At 47.9% G+C, this 25,099-nt stretch carries 22 protein-coding genes and 1 pseudogene; 14 read left to right on the plus strand and 9 right to left on the minus strand.

Translation table 11 applies throughout. The features are described 5' to 3' along the window. Positions 1-185 precede the first annotated feature (185 nt). The 3 genes from J7E78_RS13795 to J7E78_RS13805 all read right to left on the minus strand — a co-directional run bounded on the left by J7E78_RS13795 (position 186) and on the right by J7E78_RS13805 (position 5,401). Positions 186-374: a hypothetical protein gene (locus J7E78_RS13795; RefSeq protein WP_017689496.1), complete on the minus strand. Its 189-nt coding sequence runs from the start codon at positions 372-374 to the stop codon at positions 186-188. A 284-nt stretch (positions 375-658) separates the two neighbouring features. Further along, positions 659-1,150 carry a phosphatidylglycerophosphatase A family protein gene (locus J7E78_RS13800; protein WP_215076780.1) on the minus strand — a complete coding sequence of 164 codons (492 nt, stop codon included), beginning with the start codon at positions 1,148-1,150 and terminating at the stop codon, positions 659-661. Between the two features lie 231 nt (positions 1,151-1,381). After that, on the minus strand, positions 1,382-5,401 hold the full coding sequence (locus tag J7E78_RS13805; RefSeq protein WP_215076789.1) for a DNA polymerase III subunit alpha: 4,020 nt from the start codon (positions 5,399-5,401) through the stop codon (positions 1,382-1,384). A 261-nt stretch (positions 5,402-5,662) separates the two neighbouring features. On the opposite strand from J7E78_RS13805, the gene J7E78_RS13810 reads away from it, so the two are divergent. The 3 genes from J7E78_RS13810 (at position 5,663) to J7E78_RS13820 (ending at position 6,926) form a co-directional block, all read left to right on the plus strand. Further along, on the plus strand, positions 5,663-5,992 hold the full coding sequence (locus J7E78_RS13810; protein WP_026081169.1) for a YtrH family sporulation protein: 330 nt from the start codon (positions 5,663-5,665) through the stop codon (positions 5,990-5,992). A 21-nt stretch (positions 5,993-6,013) separates the two neighbouring features. Then, positions 6,014-6,502, plus strand: a complete 489-nt coding sequence (locus tag J7E78_RS13815; protein ID WP_215076790.1) for a DUF334 domain-containing protein — start codon at positions 6,014-6,016, stop codon at positions 6,500-6,502. Positions 6,503-6,584: 82 nt separating this feature from the next. Further along, positions 6,585-6,926, plus strand: coding sequence for a YtpI family protein (locus tag J7E78_RS13820; protein WP_150365730.1), 342 nt, complete (start codon positions 6,585-6,587; stop codon positions 6,924-6,926). A gap of 144 nt (positions 6,927-7,070) precedes the next feature. Here the strand turns inward: J7E78_RS13820 and J7E78_RS13825 are convergent, their stop codons facing one another. The 3 genes from J7E78_RS13825 to J7E78_RS13835 form a co-directional block, all read right to left on the minus strand. Further along, complete coding sequence (locus J7E78_RS13825) at positions 7,071-8,405, minus strand: DRTGG domain-containing protein (RefSeq protein ID WP_215076792.1); 1,335 nt, start codon at positions 8,403-8,405, stop codon at positions 7,071-7,073. Between the two features lie 250 nt (positions 8,406-8,655). Then, positions 8,656-8,940: a hypothetical protein gene (locus J7E78_RS13830; protein WP_085981456.1), complete on the minus strand. Its 285-nt coding sequence runs from the start codon at positions 8,938-8,940 to the stop codon at positions 8,656-8,658. A 320-nt stretch (positions 8,941-9,260) separates the two neighbouring features. After that, complete coding sequence (locus J7E78_RS13835) at positions 9,261-9,608, minus strand: YlbF/YmcA family competence regulator (RefSeq protein WP_036609862.1); 348 nt, start codon at positions 9,606-9,608, stop codon at positions 9,261-9,263. 236 nt (positions 9,609-9,844) lie between these two features. Between J7E78_RS13835 and J7E78_RS13840 the strand changes: the two genes are divergently transcribed. The 5 genes from J7E78_RS13840 (at position 9,845) to J7E78_RS13860 (ending at position 16,220) form a co-directional block, all read left to right on the plus strand. Beyond that, positions 9,845-11,212 (plus strand): YheC/YheD family endospore coat-associated protein, encoded by a 1,368-nt coding sequence (locus J7E78_RS13840; protein ID WP_215076794.1) that lies wholly within the window; start codon positions 9,845-9,847, stop codon positions 11,210-11,212. 63 nt (positions 11,213-11,275) lie between these two features. Continuing rightward, complete coding sequence (locus tag J7E78_RS13845) at positions 11,276-12,466, plus strand: YheC/YheD family endospore coat-associated protein (protein WP_215076796.1); 1,191 nt, start codon at positions 11,276-11,278, stop codon at positions 12,464-12,466. A 60-nt stretch (positions 12,467-12,526) separates the two neighbouring features. Next, entirely contained in the window at positions 12,527-13,900 is a 1,374-nt protein-coding gene (locus J7E78_RS13850) for a YheC/YheD family endospore coat-associated protein (RefSeq protein ID WP_215076798.1), read from the plus strand. After that, the gene (locus J7E78_RS13855) at positions 13,900-15,006 is read left to right on the plus strand and encodes a YheC/YheD family endospore coat-associated protein (protein WP_215076800.1); all 1,107 of its coding nucleotides are present in this window, start codon (positions 13,900-13,902) and stop codon (positions 15,004-15,006) included. Before J7E78_RS13850 ends, J7E78_RS13855 begins: the two co-directional genes overlap by 1 nt. A gap of 35 nt (positions 15,007-15,041) precedes the next feature. Beyond that, the gene (locus tag J7E78_RS13860) at positions 15,042-16,220 is read left to right on the plus strand and encodes a YheC/YheD family endospore coat-associated protein (protein ID WP_215076802.1); all 1,179 of its coding nucleotides are present in this window, start codon (positions 15,042-15,044) and stop codon (positions 16,218-16,220) included. Positions 16,221-16,288: 68 nt separating this feature from the next. Here J7E78_RS13860 and J7E78_RS13865 read toward each other — a convergent pair whose 3' ends face one another. The 3 genes and pseudogenes from J7E78_RS13865 to J7E78_RS13870 form a co-directional block, all read right to left on the minus strand. After that, the gene (locus J7E78_RS13865; RefSeq protein WP_215076804.1) at positions 16,289-16,459 is read right to left on the minus strand and encodes a hypothetical protein; all 171 of its coding nucleotides are present in this window, start codon (positions 16,457-16,459) and stop codon (positions 16,289-16,291) included. 10 nt (positions 16,460-16,469) lie between these two features. Next, positions 16,470-16,675: pseudogene (locus J7E78_RS29405) on the minus strand (carbohydrate ABC transporter permease); the annotation flags it as partial. A gap of 83 nt (positions 16,676-16,758) precedes the next feature. Further along, positions 16,759-17,445, minus strand: coding sequence for an HAD family hydrolase (locus tag J7E78_RS13870; RefSeq protein WP_215076805.1), 687 nt, complete (start codon positions 17,443-17,445; stop codon positions 16,759-16,761). A 292-nt stretch (positions 17,446-17,737) separates the two neighbouring features. Between J7E78_RS13870 and J7E78_RS13875 the strand changes: the two genes are divergently transcribed. The 6 genes from J7E78_RS13875 (at position 17,738) to J7E78_RS13900 (ending at position 25,020) form a co-directional block, all read left to right on the plus strand. Then, a complete protein-coding gene (locus tag J7E78_RS13875; RefSeq protein WP_215076806.1) occupies positions 17,738-19,456 on the plus strand; it encodes a methyl-accepting chemotaxis protein in 1,719 nt (572 codons plus the stop codon). 610 nt (positions 19,457-20,066) lie between these two features. Continuing rightward, positions 20,067-21,698 carry a thiamine pyrophosphate-binding protein gene (locus J7E78_RS13880; protein ID WP_215076808.1) on the plus strand — a complete coding sequence of 544 codons (1,632 nt, stop codon included), beginning with the start codon at positions 20,067-20,069 and terminating at the stop codon, positions 21,696-21,698. A gap of 12 nt (positions 21,699-21,710) precedes the next feature. Next, entirely contained in the window at positions 21,711-22,079 is a 369-nt protein-coding gene (locus J7E78_RS13885) for a carboxymuconolactone decarboxylase family protein (protein WP_215076810.1), read from the plus strand. Positions 22,080-22,266: 187 nt separating this feature from the next. Then, positions 22,267-22,617 (plus strand): hypothetical protein, encoded by a 351-nt coding sequence (locus J7E78_RS13890; RefSeq protein ID WP_215076811.1) that lies wholly within the window; start codon positions 22,267-22,269, stop codon positions 22,615-22,617. Positions 22,618-22,671: 54 nt separating this feature from the next. Continuing rightward, entirely contained in the window at positions 22,672-23,664 is a 993-nt protein-coding gene (locus J7E78_RS13895; RefSeq protein ID WP_215076813.1) for a 3-oxoacyl-[acyl-carrier-protein] synthase III C-terminal domain-containing protein, read from the plus strand. 294 nt (positions 23,665-23,958) lie between these two features. Then, complete coding sequence (locus J7E78_RS13900) at positions 23,959-25,020, plus strand: YrpD family protein (RefSeq protein ID WP_215076814.1); 1,062 nt, start codon at positions 23,959-23,961, stop codon at positions 25,018-25,020. Positions 25,021-25,099 lie beyond the last annotated feature (79 nt).

Below are 25,099 nucleotides of genomic sequence, written 5' to 3' on the forward strand. Positions count from 1 at the left end.
GATGTTTGAATCTATCTTGGTAGGGTCTCCGGGAGCAACCTGGTCGGTCCTTGTCCTAACAAAAAAAGAAGGAAGGACAGCAGCATACAATACATGCAAGTCGATTCCTCTCTCCGCTTACGCGATTAGTCCCTTATGTACCGATGGTACTTCTTCATCGCCAAGGCACGTCGATGTCGAACAAATCAGGAATGCAGAATGGAATTCAACACTTCCTGGACCTCTTCCAATTCCCCAGAAGGGACGCGAATCTCAAATTGTTGCTTGGATAAACTGATGGGACGGGTCTGTACCAGAAAACCTTCTTCCGAAAGCTTGGTCTTGATCTTGTCCGCAACCTTTGCTGTCGGTGCAATGTAAATCACCGTCCACATGCCTTGTCCGCCCCCTAAGCTAATGTTCAGAGCCCGTATATTGGACTAATGATAACATACCTCACTTTTTTTCTGCAAGAAAGGGTTCGGGACCTTTGGGGAGAATTTGGGATCATGAGGGACATTTGTCCCCCACAAATAACTCATATGGTTGACGAAATCTTCTTGTTCATACCTTTTCCATAAGCAGCCGCAAGCTTATCAGGGCAGCGTCAGCCGCCCTTGAAGACCTTCACATGAGTCATTAGATTGACTATAGCAGACAAGCATGGAAATACAGGGGGTTAAAGGTCTGAGGGGTATTTTTTGGCTTTAATATTTTTGTGTGCAATCCGGGCAGAAGCCGCAGCGGCCACCCCTGCGACCAGATCATCCAAAAAGACATGAATGGCTGTTGTGTGTTCGTTCAAATCATGAATTACACCTATTTTTTCTTTATCCAGATAACCAAAGCTGGTTAAACCGATCATACCATACACATGAGTAATGCCGAGGGCCAGAGTCTCGTCCACTCCATACAGGGATTCATCCGCTTCCATAATAGCTTGTAACGGTTGGGGCAAGAGTCGTTTCTCCGCAAGTTCGTCGAGAGCAATACCCGTATAGAGCGTATATTGCACCTCTCGTTTCTGCAGAACGGATTTCACGCTGGTTACACAGTCGTCCAAGGTCAGTTCGGGGTGGTACCCTTTTTGCAGACGGTATACAATTGCTGCGATAGCATCAATCCGTACACCCCGTCGGGCCAGCATGGATTCTACGATTTCATATGACATATCTCGACCTCCCGCATCAATCCCCCGAGGACCGCGAGGTCCTTCGGTGTTCTCAAGTGTATGCAGCAACCTGTTAAAATGTTCATAAAATGTGCGGACGGTTGAAACCAGTCACACCCAGGACATGTTGTCAGGAAACCGCACTCCAAAATAATCATAAAAAAACCTGTCCAGTAGCTAACTGAACAGGTTTCATATTATGGAATCTGAGCTATCTTACGGGATAGCTGCTTATTTAATTTTGACTGTGCCTTCTCCCAGCATGTTCTCCATATCGGAGAACAGGGTTGGCGATGGCTTAATCCGGTAGGCATCACTCAGCGCAAGCAGCTTCTGCTGCTGCTCATAGAAGAGCACTGTCGCCACAGGTCCGGGGTGCTCCTGAAGTAGCTGCTTCAGACGTGCCAGAAGCTCCGGCTTCTCCGCATGCGGGGCAATCTTAACGAACACCCGCTGCTCCACCGCCCGCGATTCGCGGCTCTGCTCCGGGCTGCCAGCCGCCTCAGCGGCACTGCCAGGCCGGGAAGCCGCCGCCGTGGCTGCGCCCGTACCCGCCGCATCGCTACGCGTCGCTGCCGAGCCTTGGCTCCCGCTGCTACGCGTAGCGGAAGCATCCCCGCCTGCGCTGCTGCGCTGCACTTCGGCTCCTGCGCCCGCTGGCCGCCGCGGCGAAGCCGCCTGCGCCGGGCGCGAAGAGCTGCCGCTGCCGGGCTTGCCGCGCCGGTCACGGCTGCGCAGCTGCTGCTCCAGTGCCGCCGGGGACAGCGGCGCCACTTCCTCAGCCAGCAGCTTAAACCCTTCGTCCTGCTGCTGCACTTTGGCACGCACGACGAGAAGTTCACCTTTCCCGACATGCTGCTGGCTGCGCCGCCATACCTCGGGAAAGAGAACCACTTCACAGCGTTCAATCTGGTCTTCCAGCTCCATGAACGCCATAGCCTTGCCCTGTTTCGTCGTAATCGACTTCACAGACACAACCATACCCGCGGCGACGGTCATCGTGTCGTCTGCCGCCTCGGTCAGCTCCATGATCCGGTCAGCCCCACTCGATTCCAGCATATCTTCATAGTCATCCAGCGGATGGCCAGAGAGATACAAGCCTAACAACTCACGCTCTAGCTCCAGTTGCTGCCCTGAGGAATAAGGAGGAATCTCCGGGTATTCAATCTCCCAATTTGGCGTCTCAACAAAGTCGAACAATTGAATCTGCAGATCCTCGCGTTCCTTGCGCCATTTCAGAGCCGCCTCAACAGTCTCATCCAGCATCGCAAGCAATTGGGCCCGGTGCCCAGGTAGTGTATCAAAAGCTCCAGCCTGGATCAGTGATTCAATCACACGTTTGTTGCATACACGCAGATCCACACGACGACAAAAATCGAGCAGACTGTCGAACGGTCTCTCCTGCCTTACGATCATAATGCTTTCCATTGCCTGGGTACCGACATTTTTCACAGCGGCGAGACCAAATCGTATTGCACCCCTTGAAGCAGCTGTCACCAATCCCGGTTCCTTCCGGTTGTCGGATGCCTCAGACATGGATGTCGCTGCCTGCCACTCATATCCGCCACTGTCCTCTTCCGGTCCAGGACCGGGATCATCCGGCAGAGGTGCTTCACCATATTCTGCTTGTCCCGAATGCCCATCATGCTCATGAACGCGATCTTCCCTGAAGGAACTCTCGTTACCGTTCGCGGCATGTTCTTCAGCCGAGCTTCCGGGATTACTCTCTGCATCTGCTCCTGCAGTCTGCTGAGATACATTGCTCTGATCCCCGGCTCCTGCGCTGCCAGACGGCATAAATACAGGTGTAAACAGAATACCACTCTCATTCACATCCGGCGGGAGCACCTCCATATCCATCCGCCGACATTCCACCACGTACTCTGCCACTTTCCGATGACTGCCCATCACGGCTGTTAGCATGGATGCCATAAAATGAACCGGATAATGCGCCTTCAGATAAGCTGTCTGGAACGCAAGCACACCATATGCCGCGGCATGAGCACGCGGAAAGCCATAATTGGCAAACTTAACGATCATATCATAGACCAGGTCTGCCTCTTCTTCGCTATATCCTTGTTTCAGACTGCCCTGTACAAAGTGTCCACGCTCCAGATCCAGCACTTCCCGTTTTTTCTTGGAGACCGCTCTGCGAAGCAAATCCGCTTCACCCAGCGAGAAACCCGCCATCCGGGAGGCTATCTGCATGATCTGTTCCTGATACACAATGATGCCGTACGTATCTTTCAGGATAGGCTCCAGATCCACATGGGGGTAATCCACTTCGATCTGTCCATGCTTGCCCTGAATATATTTGGATATGAACTCCATCGGACCCGGACGGTACAAGGCAAGTACAGAGATTACATCTTCAAAACTACTTGGCTTCATCTCTTTCAGCACACGGCGTACCCCGGCAGATTCCAGTTGGAATATGCCCATCGTGTCCCCTCGCCCAAGCATCTCGTACGTTAACGCATCATCATCGGGAATAAGACGGAAGTCCGGAATTTCTCCATGTTCCCCAATCCAGCGTACACACCGCTCAATGATTGAGAGGGTACGCAGACCCAAAAAGTCCATTTTAAGCAATCCGATCGACTCCAGGTTTTCCATGGAATACTGGGTTAACGCCGTCCCTTCACTGCCCTCCTGAAGTGGCACCGCATCGGTCAGCGGGTCACGGGAGATGACCACTCCCGCTGCATGCGTCGACGCATGGCGTGGCATACCCTCGACCTTCATCGCCATATCCAGCAGCTCACGTGTCTTGGGCTTGGTTTCATACAGCGCCTTCAGTTCAGGCGTAGCTTCCATGGCCCGCTCGATGTTAATACCAAGCTGCGCCGGAATCAGCTTTGCAGCCTTGTCCACTTCGCCATAAGGCACATTCAGTGCACGTCCAACATCACGTACAGCTGCACGGGCAGCCATCGTTCCAAACGTAATGATCTGGGCGACGTGGGCTTTGCCATATTTATGCGCGACATAATCAATGACCTCATCCCGCCGCTCATCGCTGAAGTCAATATCAATATCCGGCATGGAAATCCGCTCGGGATTCAGGAATCGTTCGAAGAGCAGGTTGTATTTCATCGGATCAACATCGGTAATATGCAAAGTGTACGCTACCAGACTTCCTGCTGAGGAGCCACGGCCTGGTCCAGTAACAATGCCTTGCTTATGCGCATAGGCGATAAAATCCCAAACAATCAAAAAATAATCTGAGAACCCCATACTGTCGATTATACCCAGCTCATACGCCAATCGTTGGTCGAGTTCGGATCGAAGCTCCGCATCTGTCCAACGTGTTGACTGCGCGTAACGCTCCTCCATTCCTTCTTCGCACAGCTGACGCAGATACGCCGAAGGACTGAGTCCATCGGGAAGTGGTCTGTATTCAGGCAAAATCGATTTGCCAAATTCCAGCTTCAACTCACAAGACTCCGCAATGCGGACGGTATTTGCCAGAGCTTCCGGTACATGAGGAAACAGACGAGCCATCTCTTCTTCACTTTTCAGATAGAGCTGATTGGTTCCAATTCGGAGCCGATTCTCATCATCCACGGTCTTGCCCGTTCCGATACAGATCAGCACATCCTGAAGCTCAGCATCCTCTTCCGACAGATAATGCGCATCATTGGTCGCTACAAGCGGAATCTCCAGCTCAGCCGCCAGTTTGATCAACTGCGGATTTACCCTTTTTTGCTCCGAAAGCCCGTGATCCTGAAGTTCCAGATAAAAGTCGGCACCAAAGATATGTTTGTAGCGTAACGCCGCACGTCTCGCCTCTTCTTCCCGCCCATGCAGCAGATGCTGTGGTACTTCTCCACCCAGACAAGCACTTAGACAGATAATGCCTTCGTGATGAGCAGCCAGACTTTCCATATCGATACGTGGTTTGTAATGAAAACCTTCGAGATGTCCAATCGAGCACAATTTCATCAGATTACGGTAACCCGTCATGTTTTTGGCCAGCAAAATCAAATGATGAATCGGTTGATCCTTGCGGCTTCCCCGCTCTTTTCGAGACCCTGCTGTCATGTATGCCTCGCAACCTATAATCGGCTTGATGCCTCGCTCAACGCAGGCTTTATAAAAAGGAATTGCACCATACATCACGCCATGGTCGGTCAGCGCAAGTGTCGTCATTCCGAGATCTGCAGCCTTATTCACGAGATCCGGAATACGCGCAGCGCCGTCCAGCAAACTGTATTCGCTGTGAACGTGCAAATGCACAAAAGAACTCATGTTTTTTTCTTCCTTTCGCCGCAGATAGTCGCAGCATCGATCTTCTGATCCGTCTGCTACCTATCTATCTCATATATATGAATTTAAATAAATAATGGAATCACCTATTAAAATTCGTGACAACCTCTTAAAAGGAGACTTTATTATTCTATTTTATCATAACGTTTGGGGGCACGCCCATACAATAGAAGTACAAGCCGCTCCCCCTGTGACAGACCGAAGACAGGAGGTGTGCTGCTAGGTCTGAAAGGGGTGTTGCCAGTGAGCACATTTTTGTCCAAAGCCATTCTTGATTTCTTTATTGCGTTTGGAATCGTGCTGGGCGGCGCGATGATCGGAGGTATTGGAGCCGTGATCTCTCTTCAGCCTCCGACACAGACGATGCTCGATATTTCTGGAAAAATAAAGATATGGGCACTCGCAGCCGCTGTTGGCGGCACAATAGATCCCATGCGTGTCATCGAGAGCAATTTCCTGGATGGTAACCTGTCTCCGGCGGTCAAACAAATCCTGTATCTGATCTCTGCTTTTATGGGCGCGCATATGGGAACCGAGCTGGTGAAATGGGTGTGCGGCGGAGGCCGAAGCTAATATGAGACAGGAACAGCGTTCATGAGAATTCCGCCATTTTCCCGTTACCGCCCGCTGATGCGAATGACTGCTGTGTTTGTTCTGGGAATGATCGCTGGATGTGTCGTCTACAACGGTGTATTCCACCTGAGTTACAATACGTTGTGGCTGAATAATCAGGAGCTGCAGCTGCAGCTGCATCAGAATGAGGAGGATATCAAAACGCTGAAAAAATACAGTAAACGCCAAACCGTTATCAAAGAAATCAAGATCCGTGCAGAAGAATCGGATAAGGGGCCAGACGAGGCTTCTCTGAAAGTGATGTTACAGAAGCTCGGAGACGAACTTGAGGTACTTCGGGGCAGAGATGTATTCAACATCGATGAGTATAGCAAAATGACGCGAATCATGCTGAATCAGAAAGTGTACTCGGTTAGGGAAAAGGAATACACCGTTCAGGTCAAAACGATGCTGGTTATGGAAGGCGTACTGCAAGTATGGGTACAGATTCGCATGCACGTTCCTGCGTAACAGCAAAAAACTGCCCTTGTCTGCATCTCTGCATGGTACAATAAGGGCAGTAAATGCTTTCCAGAAAAGGAGCTGCGTCTTTGTGTTCATTGATGTACTCAAATATGCTCTAATCGCCATCTTTGCTGTTGCCATGGTTTTTGCCGCGCTGAACAGCATTCGTTCACACAGAAGCTCGGATGCTGCCAGCGCCGGTCTCTACCGTTCGTGGACAAATATCTGGATGGGTGGCATGCTTGTCGTTCTTGCCCTGATCCTGATGTTTGTCTTCACGGGTTCCACTTTATCTGTGGTTGTGGAAGCGCTATTTCTGATTATGGGCGCGTACAATGTATTTGCCGGAATACGTAACCGCAGTTATTATGCACGGCTTCAACAACGGTCCAGTAATGGATCAGGTAAAACCTCCGGACAATCTGCCTGAAGTACTAGAAACTTATCGTTGATCAAAAAAAGAGAGTACTTCCCTACCCCGGACGAAGCCTGAACACGCACTTAAGCGGAATTCAGCAGATCTTCTCGGGTTAGGGGGTACTCTCTTGGTCTATGCCTGGGGTAATTCCCCCTGTTAGGCATGGTCAATGGATTGCAATGTCATGACCGCTTTACATACAACACTGCCTTCGCAGGTAACAACAATATCCATCTTGCACGTTCGACGGCTGGTTTCCAGAATAACCGGTCGAACCAGAATCTGATCTTCAATCTGTACCGGTCGAACAAAATAAGTCGTTACATTATCCACCACATGGTCGTTCCCTGTAACATCCCACGCTGCCCGCCGGCCAGCCTGTGTCATCACATTTAACAGAACACCTTCGGAGATTGTACCCAGATCCGTCGCCATCTGAGGAATGATGAATCCGTGAAATAACAATTCGTTCTGATCACCGCGCTCCTCGGCAAACCCGTTCCAGATCAGATGATCAAACGTCTCTCCCAGTTGTGGCTGCTTCTGTGCATCCCTCATGGCCTGCAGCACTTCCTTACGTGTGACGGACGCAATCAGTTTGCGGTTCCGATCCACGATTGGCAGAAAATCGATGCCCTCCCAGGTCATAATCTGGGCAGCAGAAGCAAGAGATGTCTGCAATGAGGCCGTAATCGGGCGGCGTATCACACATTTCTCAATACTTTGATCTTCTTTCAGCTCACTGACATCCTTCAGACTCACAATCCCGATGACCCGGTTCCATTCATCCACGACCGGGAAGCGGTGTTCACCCGTCTCCGACACAAGCTTATGAAAATCCGCGGCAAAACTGGTCACCTTCAGCACCTGCAAGCGAGGCTTCTGACCGATAATATCTTCAACAAGCATAATTTTTTTCTTGATCAGCCGGTCGAAGATTGCACGGTTAATCATTGAAGCCACCGTGAATGTATCATGTCTGGATGAAATAATCGGTAGCCCAAGCTCGTCAGCCATAATTCTTACTTCACGACTTGTCCCGAAGCCACCTGTAATCAACACGCCCGCTCCCTGTTCCAGGGCAAGCGAGTGAGCATCTTCACGGTTACCCACAATCAGCAGACTCCCAGCGTCAATATAACGGGCCATTGCCTGTTCTTTCATCGCACCAATCACATACTTGTGCAGCGGTTTGGCAAGACCTTCGTTCCCCCCCAGCACATGCCCCTCTACAATGGTCACGACATCAGCAAAGGTCAATTGTTCCGACATGCCCCGAGGTCTCTTCTCAATCCGCACCGTTCCAATTCGTTCCTTGGTCACCACCAGCCCGAAGTTCTCCGCCTCTTTCACCGCACGATACGCTGTCCCTTCACTTACACCCAGCTCCCGCGCAAGTCCACGTACTGATATTTTGCTGCCAACCTTCAGTTGTTCAATATGTTGAAGTAACTGTTCATGCTTCGTTACGTTCTCTTCCTGTCCGTCCAACTGTACCACCCCCGAAGATGCATCTGTACTATACTGTATCTATTATAACACGGCTTTAGGAAAATAACCCCACCCCTACCCCATTCTCGTAGGGAAGTCCACCGCTTGAATTCAATCATCCGATTGATCTCTAATCTTATATGTACCAAAAAGACCGGAACCCCTGATGTGAAAGGGAATCCGGTCTTATTCCAGAGGCAGAACCAAATCTGTCGACCCTGCCCTGGCATACTGAATGCAAGTTTATTCCTTATACAGACTCGCTCCGCTCCTGCTTGTCCAGCAGTTTCATCTCCCACTGCCGCAGCTTTGCCCGGCGAACGGCTTCCAGTGCACGCTTCTTCTCTTCATCCACACCGAGAATAAAATGCAGATGTGCACCAACGATTAATAAGGAGAATAGCACCCATACGATGCCAAAAATATTAACCCAGTCCATTCCTCCAGCAAAGGAAATCCGCGGCAGTGCAATAACCAGCATCGACAACGCAATAAGCAGATAGATCACATGTTTTGCTTTTTTCAACCTCTTCACCATTCACAGCTCCTTCGTTCTTGATCGACTCTATATGTCTAGTCTATGAACGATAAGGAGCTAATATGAAAGGTTCAGGTAAAAAAACAAGACAACCTTTTAGTACGTGTTCAAAAAGATCAGTTTTCAGTACCGAGAAGATGGAATGAAGCTAGAAATGGAGTAGCGGAGCGTAGGACAACTACGTGAGCAACCGCAATGTTTCCGCAGGAAACAACCTTCGTAAGCCTCCCGCTTATTTCGGCTGAATTTCATATTCGATGCTGATGATGCCGCTAGGCATCATTCGGAATCAAAAGTGGACTTTTTGAACTACCTTTTTACGCTTCAGCGCCACCGTACAGATGACCCAGACTATCAGCAATAATTTTGTTCACGTCTTCAATGATGACACTGAGGCGACGCTCCGCATCAAACAAACGACGGATGTTCAGATTCAAACTCAGTACTTCAAACAGTTTCTCCATTTTCTCCATCTCATCCGGAGCCGGCATATCCCCGCTCATCATACGTTGTTGCAATTCCATTTGTTGATCACGGAAGTTATCCAGCATTGCTTTTGCATCCGGATCAGCTTCAATCAGCTTCATCGCGGAAGTAATCTCTTCCACCTCGCTGCTTTCTCTCAGTGCTTTGGCCAAATCATTGGCTTTGTCATAAATGTTCACTATTATTCCTCCTCAGATTGGTTCGTTCATCCGTGTTAATACACGCTTTTCTCCGCTGTCAAACAAGGACGATCTGAAACAGGCCATCCATAACCTGCCTAGAATCAAATGCATTTAATCCATATGGGTCAATCACCAAGGGTTATATGTCCTCATATGATGAAGCACATGCCATGTTCAGATGCCGTTCAACTTCGAGATCAGACATCAAGTTGCCGCCCGGAAGGAGATCCGTGATGTCCACTAAAAAAGTAACGATTCAGGTTACCGGCTCGGGCATCCTGCAGGACGACGTCATCATGCTGGGCGAAGGGGTGCTCAAGGCGCTTAAAATCCCTTCAGGAAGGCCGCTTCAGCTGCAATTTGGCTCTTTCCGCCGCGAAGTCACTGTTATTCCGGTACCAAGGTATGACGGGCTGCGTATCAATCAGACAGTTGCCAGCAAGACCGGTCTCGTTCCACGTTCGGTCCTGAGGGTATCCTATCGTTCAGCCAGCCGTACGCTTCGCCTTGGACCCTACATCAGTGTACTGGTTAGCCAGGATTATCCCGACCAGCCCGATCGGCCCTTTGGCTCCATCACGATGTTCTGTCAAGAACTGGTGAACGCCTGCCGTAAGCGAGGCGCCTATGTATCCTTTTTCACACCGGAGGATATTGGAGCGGTAACGGGTTATATGAAAGGCTGGGTGTATGATGACGGCTGGAAAAAGACTGTTCTGCCTGTAGCAGACGTCGTCAATAACCGGCTAACGTCCCGCAAGCTTGAGAACAAACCTAGCGTACAGCATTTTATGAAAGAAGTAAAATCGCTCTACGGCACGCAAACCTTCAATGAAAAGTTTCTGGACAAAAACGAAGTATTTGACGCACTCAAGTCCATTTCAACGCTTAAACGAGTTCTTCCCGAGTCTCATTTGCTCAAGACGTCCACGATGCTTAAGACAATGTGCAACCGACATCCGGTTGTATTTCTAAAGCCTGTACGCGGTTCTTTGGGCAAAGGCATTATCCGGGTCTCACGTCAGACGGACGGAAGCTTCCTGACTCTGGCTACAGGCGTCGGGGGTACCCGGAAACAAACGTATACTTCTCTGGATAAACTGTATGCCAGTATGTCCGGGAAAATGAAAACAACGCGTTATCAGATCCAACAAGGGCTGACTCTCATTGACAACAGTGGCAGACCCGTGGATTTCCGTGCGCTCGTGCAAAAGAACCGTACAGGTAAATGGAGTGTAACCTCCATCGTCGCCCGGATTGCGGGCGGGAGTCACTACGTATCCAATCTGGCACGGGGTGGAAGTCTCAGCACCGTCAAGGATGCTGTTGCCAAAACACAGTTGTCTGGATCAGCCAAAGCTTCCGCGTATGCAGGGTTGCACACCGCAGCACTGGATATCGCCAAAGGAATCGAGAGTGCCATCCCTGCTCATTTTGGTGAACTTGGTATTGATCTGGCCCTGGACACCGCTGGGCGCGTATGGCTGCTCGAAGTTAACTCCAAACCATCCAAGAATGATAATACACCACTGAGTGAGAGCAAGATCCGCCCTTCCGTCAAAGCCATGCTCGAATATTCTACGTACCTGGCGGGTTTTTGAAAAGTTATTCCCTAAAGTTATTCCCTATTGGAAACAAATCTGATAGAGGAGAGGTGCAGCGTAATGTTTCCAACATCTCAGACCAAGACACTGGCCATTCTGGTACGTACAACCGAAGGCTCACCTCCCTTTACGGATGAACTTTTCTGCCGTCGTCTCAGTTTGGTGAGCATCCCATACGCCCTTCAGATTATTGTGATCCCGATATCGAATGATGCAGTCCATCTCCCTCTTCAATGGGGATATGCCTATCATCAAGGGGAGTGGAATTCGGTACCTGTTCCTGCAGTCGACCTCATTATGGATCGTTGTCTTCGCCCTATCCCCAGGTACGTCAGACAGCAGCTTAAGGAATGGATACCAACCAACGGCACAGATCAACACCGTTATTGGTCTGCTTCCCTTCCAGGAAAATGGGAGGTACATCGTGTGTTGTCCCGAAATCCTGAATTGAGGTCACAACTTGCTCCCACAACCCGGATCGGATCGCATATTCCTTGGCAAACATGGCTGGACCGTTGGCCCAAAGGACTGTTCTTTAAACCGGTAGCCGGAACTCATGGCAAAAATACCTTTCGCCTGTCTCGGGGAGCGACTCCATCAACATGGGTCGTGAATGGGCGTAACGAGGACAATGAACCCTTTTTTCTTACATTCAACCATACCCAGGCTGTATCTTCCTGGCTCGCATTACATCAGGCTGAGCGTAAGATGATTGTGCAGCCGTATCTGGAGCTTAGCCATCATGGAAGAGCATTCGACATACGGGCTCTAATGCAAAAGAATGGGCAAGGTCGCTGGAAACTTACCGGATGTATGGTACGGGAAGGACCCGAAGGTTCACTCACGTCCAATCTTCACGGTGGGGGTAAAGCATATCCTGCCCACGCATATCTGCTCCAGCGATATGGAACGATCCGCACGGAAACTCTGCTGAAGAGCATCCGGCAGACTGCTACTCTTATCCCCACCCTGCTGGAAAGCCGTTTCGGCAGGTTAGCCGAATTGGGGCTTGATTTCGGAGCAGATGCAGAGGGCCAACTCTGGCTAATTGAAGTCAACTCCAAACCAGGCCGCACCTCATTCGCAGAAGCGGGCGACCGACGCATGCATACCCTGACTTATACCCGGCCGCTTGCCTATGCCCGTTATCTGTTGCAACAACATGTTCTCACGGACGTCATTCGTCCAATGAAATTGCCGAATACATCCAGCAAAGCTGGCCTGAAACCCATCCCGATTCACGGCGGCTGAGGCCCGCAGCGCCCGCTTGCCATGGAGCCCAAGGATCTTTTCAGGATAGGAGGATAAATCATGAGTTTGACCTTTTGCAATCTGCATTTCACCAAGCAACCGGATAAAGTGGTTTATGTATCCAACGCTTTAATGAAGAGCCTCAACCTGTCCGGCAAAAAAACGGTGCACCTTCGCTTCGGGCGTGACCGGGTACCTGCAACGATCAAACCAATCAAAAAAGCAGGTAAACATCTGTATCTCGCTTCAGGTATCCGTAATATAATGAACGTTCCCAAACGGGGCAGTATCTATCTCCGAAATTTGCAAAATGATGAGGTCCAGTTAGGTCCACTGATCGGCGTACTCTCTGATGGGCCTGCGACGAGCACTAATCCATTCGGTTCCCGTACTGGTTTCATTAAACAGTTACTCCGTGAAGGCAGCCGAAAATCCTATATTTATGCCTTTACTCCCCGGGATATCAATTGGCAGAATGAGACGGTATCCGGTTTTTTTCTGAATGAAAACGGAAGCTTTACCCGCAAAACGGTACCTCTGCCTGATGTTGTCTACAACCGGTTACCAAGCCGTCGTTCAGATTTCTCACCAGCCATCAACCAACTGCGGGAACGATTTATTCGTCGGAAAATTCCGTTCTTCAACTGGAGCTTCTTTAACAAATCGGATATCTATACATTGCTGGAGAATGAACCGACAGCCGGACGGTATATCCCTGAATCAATTACCAATCCGTCCGTTGAACAGATGAAGGAAATGTTGGAACGCCATCAGTTCGTCTACTATAAACCTACTGCAGGAAGTCTGGGGAACGGGATCTACCGCCTGACTTATTCGCCCAAACGTGGATATTTCGCACGTTATCGCAAAAAAGGCGGTAATGCACTCCTGCGGTTTGGTTCCTTCAACAGTCTGATGCGCATGCTTCAGGGAAGACATGGCAAACAGCTTCGCGGATATGTTGTTCAGCAGGGAATACGTCTAATTGAGATTGATGAATGTCCAATTGATTTCCGTTTTCACATGCACAAAAATGGTAACAATCAATGGGTTGTTGTCGGGATTGGAGCCAAAAAGGCAGGACGTGGCAGCGTCACAACACACATCAAAAATGGCGGCTCCCTAATGACTCCTGAGCAGGCGCTCAGTCGAAACTTCGGCGATCGTGCGGGAGAAGTTCTTCAGCAGGCCAAATCCGTCGCTATTACACTGGCCCAGGCGATTGAAACCCAGCACCAGCATCTGATTGGTGAGATTGGCTTTGATCTGGGCATTGATCAGGAGGAACATGTATGGATGTTCGAAGCGAACGCCAAACCCGGGCGCTCCATTTTCCGTCACCCTTCACTCCGGGTGGAGGGCAAATCGTCGGTGGAGCACATCTTGGAACACTGCCTGTATTTGAGCAAGTTCCGGAAGAAGGAAGAAATTTGATGAGCCTTCATGATGATTTCAAACCTGTCATTGCTGTTTTAACCATGCATGATAAACAGCGCATGTTCAGGGGAAATCATCAAAATTTTCAGGATATCTTACAGACAGGCGAGAGCATGGGATACGTGGTGTACATTGTAACTGTACGGGATCTGAACGTGAGTGGTCCCACCGTGAAAGGATATACGTACAACAAGGGGAGTGGAAAGTGGGTTTCACAACCTTTCCCCCTTCCCCATGTTCTGTACAATCGTATTCCCAACCGGGAAGACGAAGGAAAACCTTCCGTTCAGCGCAAAATTGACGAATGCATGCAATCAGGAATCGAACTGTATAACCCATTCTTTTTCAACAAATGGGATCTGTTCGAATGGCTTAAGAAATCCAAATCGACTCAGCAACTGATCCCTTATACTCGGCGGATGCGAAGTGCTTCTTCTCTGGGTGCCGTTCTACGGGCGTATCCCTATCTGTACCTTAAGCCCGAGAGCGGCAAAGCTGGCAAAGGAATCATGATGCTTAAATTCCAGGAAAAAGAACGGCTTCCCTATCGACTCAAAATACAAACCACACGTAGAAGCACGACCTATAAAGCAGCTACACTTGCCAAGTTATGGGCACGAATTCGCAAAGAAACCGGACATACGCCCTATATCATGCAACAAGGCATTGAACTGGCATCCTCTCGTAAACGCCCCTTCGATTTGCGTGTTCTTGTACAAAAGAACACCAAGGGCCAATGGAGCGTAACCGGTGTAGGAGCGAGACTTGCTGGCTCCCGCAGCATTACAACTCATGTGCCGCGCGGCGGGAGCGTAGAAGACCCTGAGAAGCTGCTGACCGAGCTTTTTGGCGAAGAAATGTCAACGAACCTGATGAAACGTGTGAAATCCACTTCATTAATGATCGCAAGACAGGTAGAACGGGGATCAGGTTACACTCTCGGAGAAATGTCCATGGATCTGGGCATTGATGACCTGGGGGAACTCTGGTTCTTCGAAGCCAATGCAAAGCCCATGAAGTTTGATGAACCACAGATCAGACGGCGGTCATTGGAACGTATTTTTCACTACAGCGCTTATCTTGCCCGTCAGTCCAAACGATGATAGACAGGAATACTGCAAAAAGAAGGTGATTGTTTGTGTCCTCACCTGTTCTGGGCATTATGACGTTGTACTTAAATGAACATCGCGCTCTTGAAGAACGAAGCGTCTATCGCAGAATGATTCTTGAAGGGCGCAAGCGGGGACTCGATATCTATGTATTCACACCAGCCGACGTACACCCCGGCGGCAAACAAATTGAAGCCATGGTTTTTCATGAGGGAAAAGGCTGGTCCAGGGAGTGGCGATCATTCCCTGACCTGATCTTTGATCGTTGCAGGATTCAGCGTAACCGAAGGTTCCAGCAATTGCTTGCTTTTCGTGAGAACTATGGGCATCTGCTCTTTCTGAACAGGCCACTGCGCAATAAATGGACCATACATCAGACCCTTTTGCAAAAAGCCAACTTTCGTGAACACCTGCCGGAAACCGCTCTATTTCAGGATATGTCCGATGTAAACCGGATGCTCAAAGTTTCTTCCCTGGTCTATCTCAAACCCATTAATGGAACAGGCGGACGTGGTATTCTGCGCATTGAACGCAGCAGTAGCGAGGCTAATACGGTGCTTGTTCAGGGGCGGGATCAGAAGCGTCGTATCATTACTCCACGTAAAGTTCATTTATCACGACTTGGCGCGTTGCTCCAGCACTGGAACATGAAAGACAAGTATCTTGTACAAAAGGGCATTCAACTTCAGCTTCCGAATGGACGTGTGCATGATTATCGCATGCTGGTTCAGAAGAACGGTGAGGGACAATGGGAGCTTACTGGATGTGCTGGACGCATGGGTGCAGAAAAAAGCGTGACCTCGAATCTGCATGGCGGCGGTCAGGCAATAGCGATGAACCGACTCATGAAGCAATGGATCGAAGATGACGACCTCCGGGCAGAAATTAACACAACTGCAGAAACGTTTGGCATTGAGGTTGCTTCCTTTCTGGAAGATACGTATGGAGACTTATGTGAGCTGGCACTGGATTTAGCAATTGACAGAAGCGGACGTATCTACCTGCTTGAAGTTAATCCCAAACCTGCGCGTGAAGTATTCGCTCGCATCGGGGAGCGGGATATCTATTATAAAGCCATCACTCAACCGCTGGAGTACGCCTTATGGGTATATCGCAGCAGACCTCCCGGAATGCCCAGAAAGCCAGCCATTCCCAGGCCCGTTTCGCAAAAATCCGCCAGAGTAAAAAGAAAAAGGAAAGTCAAGTGAGTGGATACAAAAAGGCAGGAGTGTATGTTCGCCAAGTGCGAGCATCTGCTCCTGCTTCACTGTTTTTTTTATTTCTGTTCTTTCGTCCATTGCATCGTCAGCGTTACGGAAGATGCCTGATAGCTCATATCCGCCGTCATTTCTCCAGCTTCATTCATTCTCAACGCCATATCGGCTTGCGGATGCATGTGAAAACGTTGCTCCAGAGTATGCTCTGCTTCTGCCTCCAGCCAATCCACAATTAGTAGCACCCGTGTTGCCTACAGAATCCCAGAATTGCCCGTCGCGCAAAATGCGTCCAAAATTATCAAGCCCGATGAAGACTAGCGTCCCGATGCCTTGATAATCATAGAACATGTAACGCAGCGCCCATAACAGAGGATAAATCCCGAATACAAGAGTTAAAAAAGACTTGGAAAGATGAACATATAGGCATGTATTTTGGATGGCTTCACCAGAATCGGACCCCCTATAGCTTTAAATTATAGAGGGAATATGGAGGAAAGCGGGATAGGGAAATCAACTTTCTACGTAGAGGCTACTCTGCTTCATCATACAGACGCAGCAGTTCTGTAAAATCAGAGATGAGCACATCTGAGCCTGCAAGCTCCTCATCACGACCGAACCCGGCATAGGCACAGCCGATGACCGCCTGACCGTTCATTTTACCAGCTTCCACATCAGAAGAGCGATCCCCTACCATCCATGCGTCCTGAATACGATGTTTCTCAAGCAGGATCTGCACCAGATTAATCTTGGAGGGAGTCTTGTACTGGCCTGCACTGTATACCCCTTCAAAGAAAGGCATAATCTCGTGTGCAAACGCCACACCCTTCACATAGTCCTCCAGCCCGTTACTTGCGACAAAAAGACGCACTCCTTGTTGTTTTAATGCTTGCAGTGTTTCTTTCACCCCAGGATATAATTGAGAACTTCCTTGATCAAGCCCCTCAATCTCCAGTTGAAGCAACAGTTCGTCTGCCCGGCGATGTGCCGCTTCCGATGCCTCAGGCATAACCACTTTCCATATATCTTCAAGCAACATACCCAAGCTTCCCAGCATCCGTTCCTCGGGTGGAGTTTCTCCTTCAAAATGTCCTTCGGCACGCAATGTATCAAATAGTTGCTGGTAAGCTGGCAACAACAGGGTCTCTGTCTGGAACAGCGTACCGTCCATGTCAAAAATCATCGCTTCCGGTTTGAGCAATACCGTCTCTTTAGTCATGTCCAATGTTCCTTTCGGATTGGGATATGTTATGTAATTGGAACCGTTCCCTTCCCATGATAAACATAACGTTTGAACGTGTAAACCAACGATTGTAAAACATCATCAACCCCAACCTTATACAACATCAACCAAACATTATATTGTAGTTAAACAAACTATATACAAAAGAAGTTTCTTTACGTATAATACTAAAAAATAGTACTTTAGACACCTAATCTAAAGACCTACAATTATCCCATTTCCGGTTTTTTCGACAACTACATATACCCCATAGAGAGGAATAACAAACATGAAAAAGCGTAAGACCTTTAAGATTTTTTATAAGATCGGATTAGGATATTTACTCGTACTGGCTGTACTGGCTAGTTGCATCCTGCTGATTCAGAACAGCACAAGTCAGCTCCAACGGGAGCTGGATTTTCTGGTCGATCACGATATGAGAGTACACGCGCTAACCTATGAGCTCGAAAAAAACATGGTAGATATGGAGACGGGACAACGTGGTTACATCATCACTGGTGAGGACAATTACCTCGATCCCTACATCAAAGGAAAAGAACAACTGATTACTCTCAAGGATGAACTTGCTGCATTAATTTCGGATAATCCGGTCCAAACCGCACTTTTGGAAGACATACATACTAATATGGAGAACTGGGTCCAGGTCGCTGGTGAACCTGTGGTCGCCCTTCGCCAAGCCAATAATACACAGGCCATTCGAGATTTTTTCGCAGATGATCCAGGTAAACGAGACATGGACCAGATTCGCGCCTCTCTGAGTACGTTTCGTACCAACGAACTTACGTTGACCAATACCCGTACTGAACAGCTCAAACATAAAAACACAATTCTAAACTTGGAGCTGTATGGAGCACTTATCGTTGTGGCCATTATCTCGTTCATCACGGCATTGGTCCTGTCACGTGCCATTGTTAGAAACATCCGTACCGTGAAGCAGGCATTAAATGACATCGGTTCTTCCAATGGTGACCTGACCCTGAGAATCGCTACGCCAATGAAAGACGAAACTCGTGAACTCGCGGAGGCAGCCAATACAATGCTCGCTGGTTTGCAGCAAATGATGCTGGACGTTCAGAGCAATGCCATGATTCTTAGCACAGCTTCGAAACGATTGGATAAAGGGGTTGCCGATAGCCATCTTGCAGGAAAAGAAGTTGCCACTGCCATGGAACGTGTCGCTGAAGGCGCTGATGAACAGGTTGCTCTTACGCAAACCATGGTAGCTGCGATGCAGCAATCCCTCAACGGCCTTAACCGTGTCGACTCCTCGGCAAGTGACGTGGCAAGCCGTGCAGTTCGTACCGAATCCATTGCCGTGGATGGGCAACAGCGCATTGATAATGCTGTAGGCAAAATGAGTTCTATTGAGCAATCCTTCCTCTCTGTACAGGAAGCCATTAATGAAATTTCGATGATGTCTGATCAAGTGATCAACATTGCAGATTCAATGTCGGGTATTGCGAGACAAACCAATCTGCTTGCACTTAACGCCGGAATCGAAGCTGCCCGCGCTGGGGAAAATGGACGCGGCTTTGCTGTCGTTGCCGCGGAAATCCGTAATCTTGCAGACCAAAGTGCAACATCAGCCAAAGAGATTACAAGTATATTGGAAACCGTGGTAGCGGGTGTTCAAAGTACGGTGCAGGTGGTTGATGAGAGCACTCTACATGTGAATGAAGGGTTGCGGACCATTGAGGATGCAGGTAATGCTTTTTCAACCATTACTCAGCATATTCATAACCTCAGTGGTGAAGTTCTGAAGGTATCTGCTGTTGTTGAGGAGTTAACTTCCGGTAGTGAGGCCGTGATGAAGTCCATCAATGAAGTATCGGCTGTTGTGGAAGATACTGCTTCAGCTACAGAAGAAGTGTCTGCGATGACGGAGGAACAACTTGCTTCTCTGCAGGAAATGTCTGACACGTCCAGGCAGTTGAATGAAATGTCCGATGCACTTGATCAGCTGGTTAAACGATTCAAGCTGGCGTGATCTGAATCAACATACTGATAGCATGTCTATATAGCTATATCCTGCGCCACATCAAAGGATAGAAACATCGCAGACAGGCACACCTATGCCACTGCGATGCTTCTTGGTTCTATGGAGAGCTGATCCAAGAAGAGCTACGACGGGGATCTCTATATCAAAACTCTTATCTCGATTGCTCCGTGTTCCGTTGACTGTCATTCCATTCCCTCCCAATTCCTTTCCAGTATAGCAGAAAGCAAAGGATTGCGAATGCGATGCGTTGATACGAAAAAAAGATAAATCTCAAGCTTTCAAGTCGCTATTAGAGGATGAAATTCATCATTTACAGTCATCATTTTACATTATTTGTAATTAAGTGCCGATTGGGTAATTCGTCGCAGGGATATCTAACCAATTATTTTTACTTTATCCAGCAACACTTAAAGCGTTACCACCTTAAGAATCAGGAATTCAGACTCACGAAAACAGGTTGACAAAAAACCACAAAAAAAGATACTCTTCCTAATAACAATGAATATTTCCTCTTACAACCTTAGACAGTAACTTGCATTCAACAAATGGAATATGCGTATGGTTCTAATAACCTATTTCATGAAGCGAGGTGTCCCGCATGAGAACAGTTGCGGACTATTTAGCAGAAACTCTGCGTAATCTAGGCGTTACTCATGTCTTTGGTATTATTGGTAAATCCATCTGTCCTGCTGTACTGAAAATGGTGGATTACGGATTAGAGTTCATCCCAGGCCGTCATGAATCCAGCTCAGGTTTTGCCGCATCCGGTTATGCATTACAGACGGGTAAACTCGGCGTTGCCTTTGCCACATCCGGTCCAGGCGGAACCAATCTGCTTACTGCAGCAGCCCATGCAAAGGCCAACAATCTGCCCGTACTATTTATTACAGGTCATCAATCCATTCAGGAACTGGGGCTCCCCCAGTGTCAGGATTCCTCCTCCTATCTGGCTGATCTGGCCGAGATGTTCAGGCCTGCCACGTTATTCAGCAAACTGGTTGAGCGTGGAGATCACTTCGGCACACTACTGAATCATGCCCTCTCCCTTGCACTAGGCCCCAATAAAGGCCCTGTTCACCTTTGTCTACCTTTTGACGTACAGACTGAATTGTTATCTCAATGCCGTATTGTCATTCCCGAACCGGAACCTCTGCTTAGCGTATCTAACCTGAATCGAGTTCTTCCTCTCATTCAACAATCCAACCGTCCCTTAATTATTGCTGGTAAAGGTGTAAGTCGCGCCAGAGCCCATGATGAATTGCTTCATTTGGCCGAATCGTTCAACATTCCCGTCATTACTACTCCTGGTGGAAAAGGAGCGATTGCGTGGGACCATCCCCTGTACCATGGACCTTGTGGTGTTGGAGGTTTCCCCCATGCAGACGACATGCTGAACCAAAGTGACCTTTATATCGTACTCGGTTCACGTCTGAGTGACATGACCATCTGCAATCTGAAGCCTGATCATCATCCGGCACACCTCATTCAATTTGACGCTGATCCTACATTTGTAGGCAAGATTCTGAGCGCTCAAACCTTACATATCACCGGTGATTTGAAGGACAACCTGCAATATTTGCTGGGCACATTAGAAGACCTACCTACTCCTGTGAGAACCACGACACCCATGGATTACACTGTCCCTTTACCAGATCTCCCCCAACTGTCTCTGGCTTCTGTGCTGGACGGAATGAGCGATCTGCTTCCGTACGATCATAAGCTGTTTGTTGATGATGGCAGCCATGGATTTCATGCCGTCCAGCGATATAAAGTCAAGAAACCAGGCAGCTTTGTATTTGACGCTTACTTTGCCTGCATGGGTAATGCCATTGGTATGGCGATAGGTGCAAAGGCCGCTTCACCCGGAGAGACCGTTGTATGCATCACCGGGGATGGATGTTTCATGATGCTGGGGACAGAGATCAATACTGCGGTATGCAACAACCTGAATGTCATCTTCATTGTCGTTAATAACAAACAACTGGACATGGCACTCAAAGGAATGGAAAAAACAACAGGCAGAATTGATGGCACATTATATGAAGTTCCTATGGATGCAGCCAAATTCGCCGAATCTCTCGGTGCGGTTACGTTTCGAGCAGAAACTCTTGCTGAGTTCTCATCTGCGCTGAGCACAGCCCAGACGTTGAATCAGGTAACTGTTATTGAGCTTCTGACCGATCGAGATGAAATTCCACCAACAGCTCACCGCACCGTAACTTTGAATTAGGAGGAGCAAATCATGAGTGAACATGTAGCCCAGGGTCTAGACCGTTTTGCTAAACTTTCTGGGGAGTACGGTGCAAGAGCCCTCGCCCCCATCAAAGAACATTTTCCCGAATTATCGGAATTTATTATGGGGACGGCATACGGGGATATTTTTCAGCGCACCACGATTACGGATCAATGGAAGGAAGTTGCTATCATCTCTTCGTTGATCACCCAAGGACAGTATGAACAATTAGGAGTGCATTACACAATGGCTCTGAGCGTGGGAGTAACGATGGATCAGCTCAAGGGAATATTGCTACATCTGGCACCATGTGTGGGTGCTCCACGCATTATTAGCGCATTTAATATTTTGCTTGCCACCTTGGACGAAATACAGTAATTCACTTTTCTACATTTTTATACATGATTCGACTTTTTTATTGATCTTTTTACATTCCCACCTTTATAATATGGTTAAATTATCCTTCGAACCAGCTCTCATCTTAGAAGCTTTCAGCAGAGGCCCTAAGGGGCTGTGTATCCATTAGCAGGATAGCCTTAACTCATTTAAAGGAGAGAGATCAAGCATGGGAAATTTCATTCTGAAGACTGACGTTCCAAACAAGGTGTTAAACATTGAACTGGAGGGTTCTTTCTCTCAAGAAGACGGTTTGCGTTCCATCTCGGCCTATCAGGACACGATCGCTCCTATTAACACCAAGGAGTATGACCTGAACATCGATTGCAAAAAGTTGAATGTGACTGCTCCGGAGATTGTTCCTCTTCTGGAAGGCTGCCTTCAAATGTTCAAAAAAGATGAATATAAAAAAGTCGTGTTGACCCTCGAAAACAACGCAATTCTTAAAATGCAATTGGCTAGACTTGGACGGACTGTAGGTCTGGATAATCTCGAAATTATATCAACCGTTACCACTTAATATACCTGGCGGACAAGCTGTGAATTCACCCTTCCGCTCAAGAGGAGAATGAAGATGGCCGGAATTCGTATTGTAGATATCGATATCTATCATCCAGCAACCAAAGTGCACAATGATTTTTATATTGAACATTTTGATGCAAGAGGTGTAGATATTCGTGGATTGTTAAAGGTACTTGGTCGTGATACACGTTATAAAATTGACAACGATGACGAAAACTCACTAAGCATGGCCTTTGAGGCCGCCAGTAATTTACTGGAAAAAACCGGACTAACCGGCGCAGATATTGATCTGATTGCTTATGCAAGCCAAACGCCAGAATACATCTTTCCTACAAATTCCCTGATGATTCATCGCCTGATTAACGGAGCTTCTCACACGATCTGTATTGACAGTAACGCCAACTGTGCAGGTATGACCGCTGCTTTCGAACAGGTTAGCCGGCAGATGCTTGGCAATCCTCGAATTCGCCGGGCATTAATCATCGGCTCGGATTACGTAGCTCCTCACGCCAGTCCCGATGATCCCGTATACTTCGCCAATTTCGGTGATGCAGCAGCGGCGGTTATTGTAGAGCGGGATGAACATGCTGTCGGTTTCATTGATTCCATCTATCAGACGGATACCTGTGTGTATGGTAATTCTCTTTTTCCTGCACAAGGCTTGGCGAAGCTGGGCAAAACGGGTGTAGATGCGGGTGCTTTTCATGTGAAATTCATCCCATTTGATGATTCGATCTGTGTAGATGCCGCTTCAGAGTCCATTCGTACCTTGCTGACACGTAACGAGATTGGACCAGACGAGATCAGAGCCGCCTGCTTCTCTCAGCTATCCATGAGTAACATTCGGGCTGTATCCGAGAACGTTGGCATTGGTGATGATATAGCTGTCTATATCGGAGATGAGTTCGGATACACCTCAACCAGCAGTCCGTTTATTGCATTGTATCGAGCAGTTACAACTGGTCAGATTCAGCGCGGTGACAAAGTTCTGTTCTGGACCGTTGGAGCCGGGTGGCAAAATGTTGCCATGGTAGTTGAATATTAGGTAAACCCTTCAAAAATCCAATAAAACCATCTCTGGTACCACTACTGGGGATGGTTTTTTGTTTCTCCATTTTCTACCTATAACGTTCATTGAAGATTTATTACCTTTTATTGTGAAGAAAGTCACTTACATATTATTACACAAAAACTATGATTTAGAAGTAATTAAATTCCATAAAAGGAGAGGTTTATCTTCAAGTACTATCTATCATTATCATGAGTTGCTACATTCGTAGTTAAAATTGCATTGGTAATTATTCAGAACACATTCCATTTAAGAGAGGGAGTTGTTAGATTGAAGATAAAAAAATCGCTAACTTCATTATTATCCTTAGCTTTGTTATTAACTCCATTAAATCTTGTATTCGCAGATGGTAATATGGACACGAGCACCATGAACAACGAACTTAAAAAAAGTATCGAAGTCAACATCGATTCATCAATTACGGGAAATGAGCGAGAAGTAATCGCTGACGTGATGGCCCGGCTCGACGAAGAAGATCGAGGAAATGTCATCTATGTCGCAGAAGACGGTGCCATTTACTCTAACAAGACGGAACTCAAAGAGACGACAGAAGTATATGATCTGGTTGAGAACAATATTTATCAAAGTGCATCCGGAAAAGAACTTGTCGGTCCTGGAGTACCCACGAATGATTTTTCAGCATCTGCCATTAAAGATGACACACAAATTTCGCCCACTGCCGAAGTGCCTAATCCAAGCGGAGGTTCCGGCCCTTATCGAAGAGTTTTCTCGAATAATGGCTACAACTGGTTAAGTACGTATGTAACCATTCCAGGTGCCCCATACGTAAAAGGTAATGTATCGACGGATGTTCCTTATGTATACCTGGGAGGCTGGGGATCTAACGGAAATGGGATAGATGCAGGTCTACAATACAGCACAGCGTTTGATAACTGGTCACCTACAACGTTGGCCAACGGAGCCATGGTACCTAGCAATACGCGCTATCGATCAGGTCAGGATATTTATATGAAATTTTATGTGACTAATCCCAATGAATGTACGTTGGCTGTATCAGGAATCACGACAACTGGTGAACAATTGACAACAACTATTGTACGAGGTGGAATCAGCGGCTGGGATAAAAGCGGCACGGGCATGAGAGTAAAACGAATGACCACCATTGGTCAAAAACCTGAGAACATGAACACAGGTTCAACCATTAAAAATGTTCGCTGGCATGATATCACTGTAGGGTACTATTCAGGAAGCAATCTTATATATAACAGTTGGGGCAGTGGACAAACCGGAGGATATCACTCTGTGCCTTCCAATAAAGTAAGTGTTAATTATATAAGCCCTGGTGAAGAAACCGTCAGCATACAACTGTAGTATCTATTAAACTGAAAAAGATGCTCTAAATGAAAGTAGCAGTTCCAAGATTATTCAATCTTGAGAACTGCTACTTTAA

It is taken from the genome of Paenibacillus polymyxa, from assembly GCF_018614975.1.
Classification (GTDB): Bacteria; Bacillota; Bacilli; order Paenibacillales; family Paenibacillaceae; genus Paenibacillus; species Paenibacillus polymyxa_E.

Coding starts and splice junctions, on each gene's coding strand:
- J7E78_RS13795 (WP_017689496.1), bottom strand. CDS start 374: ATGTGGACGGTGATTTACATTGCACCGACAGCAAAGGTTGCGGACAAG.
- J7E78_RS13800 (WP_215076780.1), bottom strand. CDS start 1,150: ATGTCATATGAAATCGTAGAATCCATGCTGGCCCGACGGGGTGTACGG.
- J7E78_RS13805 (WP_215076789.1), bottom strand. CDS start 5,401: ATGAGTTCTTTTGTGCATTTGCACGTTCACAGCGAATACAGTTTGCTG.
- J7E78_RS13815 (WP_215076790.1), top strand. CDS start 6,014: ATGAGAATTCCGCCATTTTCCCGTTACCGCCCGCTGATGCGAATGACT.
- J7E78_RS13840 (WP_215076794.1), top strand. CDS start 9,845: ATGTCCACTAAAAAAGTAACGATTCAGGTTACCGGCTCGGGCATCCTG.
- J7E78_RS13845 (WP_215076796.1), top strand. CDS start 11,276: ATGTTTCCAACATCTCAGACCAAGACACTGGCCATTCTGGTACGTACA.
- J7E78_RS13850 (WP_215076798.1), top strand. CDS start 12,527: ATGAGTTTGACCTTTTGCAATCTGCATTTCACCAAGCAACCGGATAAA.
- J7E78_RS13855 (WP_215076800.1), top strand. CDS start 13,900: ATGAGCCTTCATGATGATTTCAAACCTGTCATTGCTGTTTTAACCATG.
- J7E78_RS13870 (WP_215076805.1), bottom strand. CDS start 17,445: ATGACTAAAGAGACGGTATTGCTCAAACCGGAAGCGATGATTTTTGAC.
- J7E78_RS13875 (WP_215076806.1), top strand. CDS start 17,738: ATGAAAAAGCGTAAGACCTTTAAGATTTTTTATAAGATCGGATTAGGA.
- J7E78_RS13880 (WP_215076808.1), top strand. CDS start 20,067: ATGAGAACAGTTGCGGACTATTTAGCAGAAACTCTGCGTAATCTAGGC.
- J7E78_RS13885 (WP_215076810.1), top strand. CDS start 21,711: ATGAGTGAACATGTAGCCCAGGGTCTAGACCGTTTTGCTAAACTTTCT.
- J7E78_RS13890 (WP_215076811.1), top strand. CDS start 22,267: ATGGGAAATTTCATTCTGAAGACTGACGTTCCAAACAAGGTGTTAAAC.
- J7E78_RS13895 (WP_215076813.1), top strand. CDS start 22,672: ATGGCCGGAATTCGTATTGTAGATATCGATATCTATCATCCAGCAACC.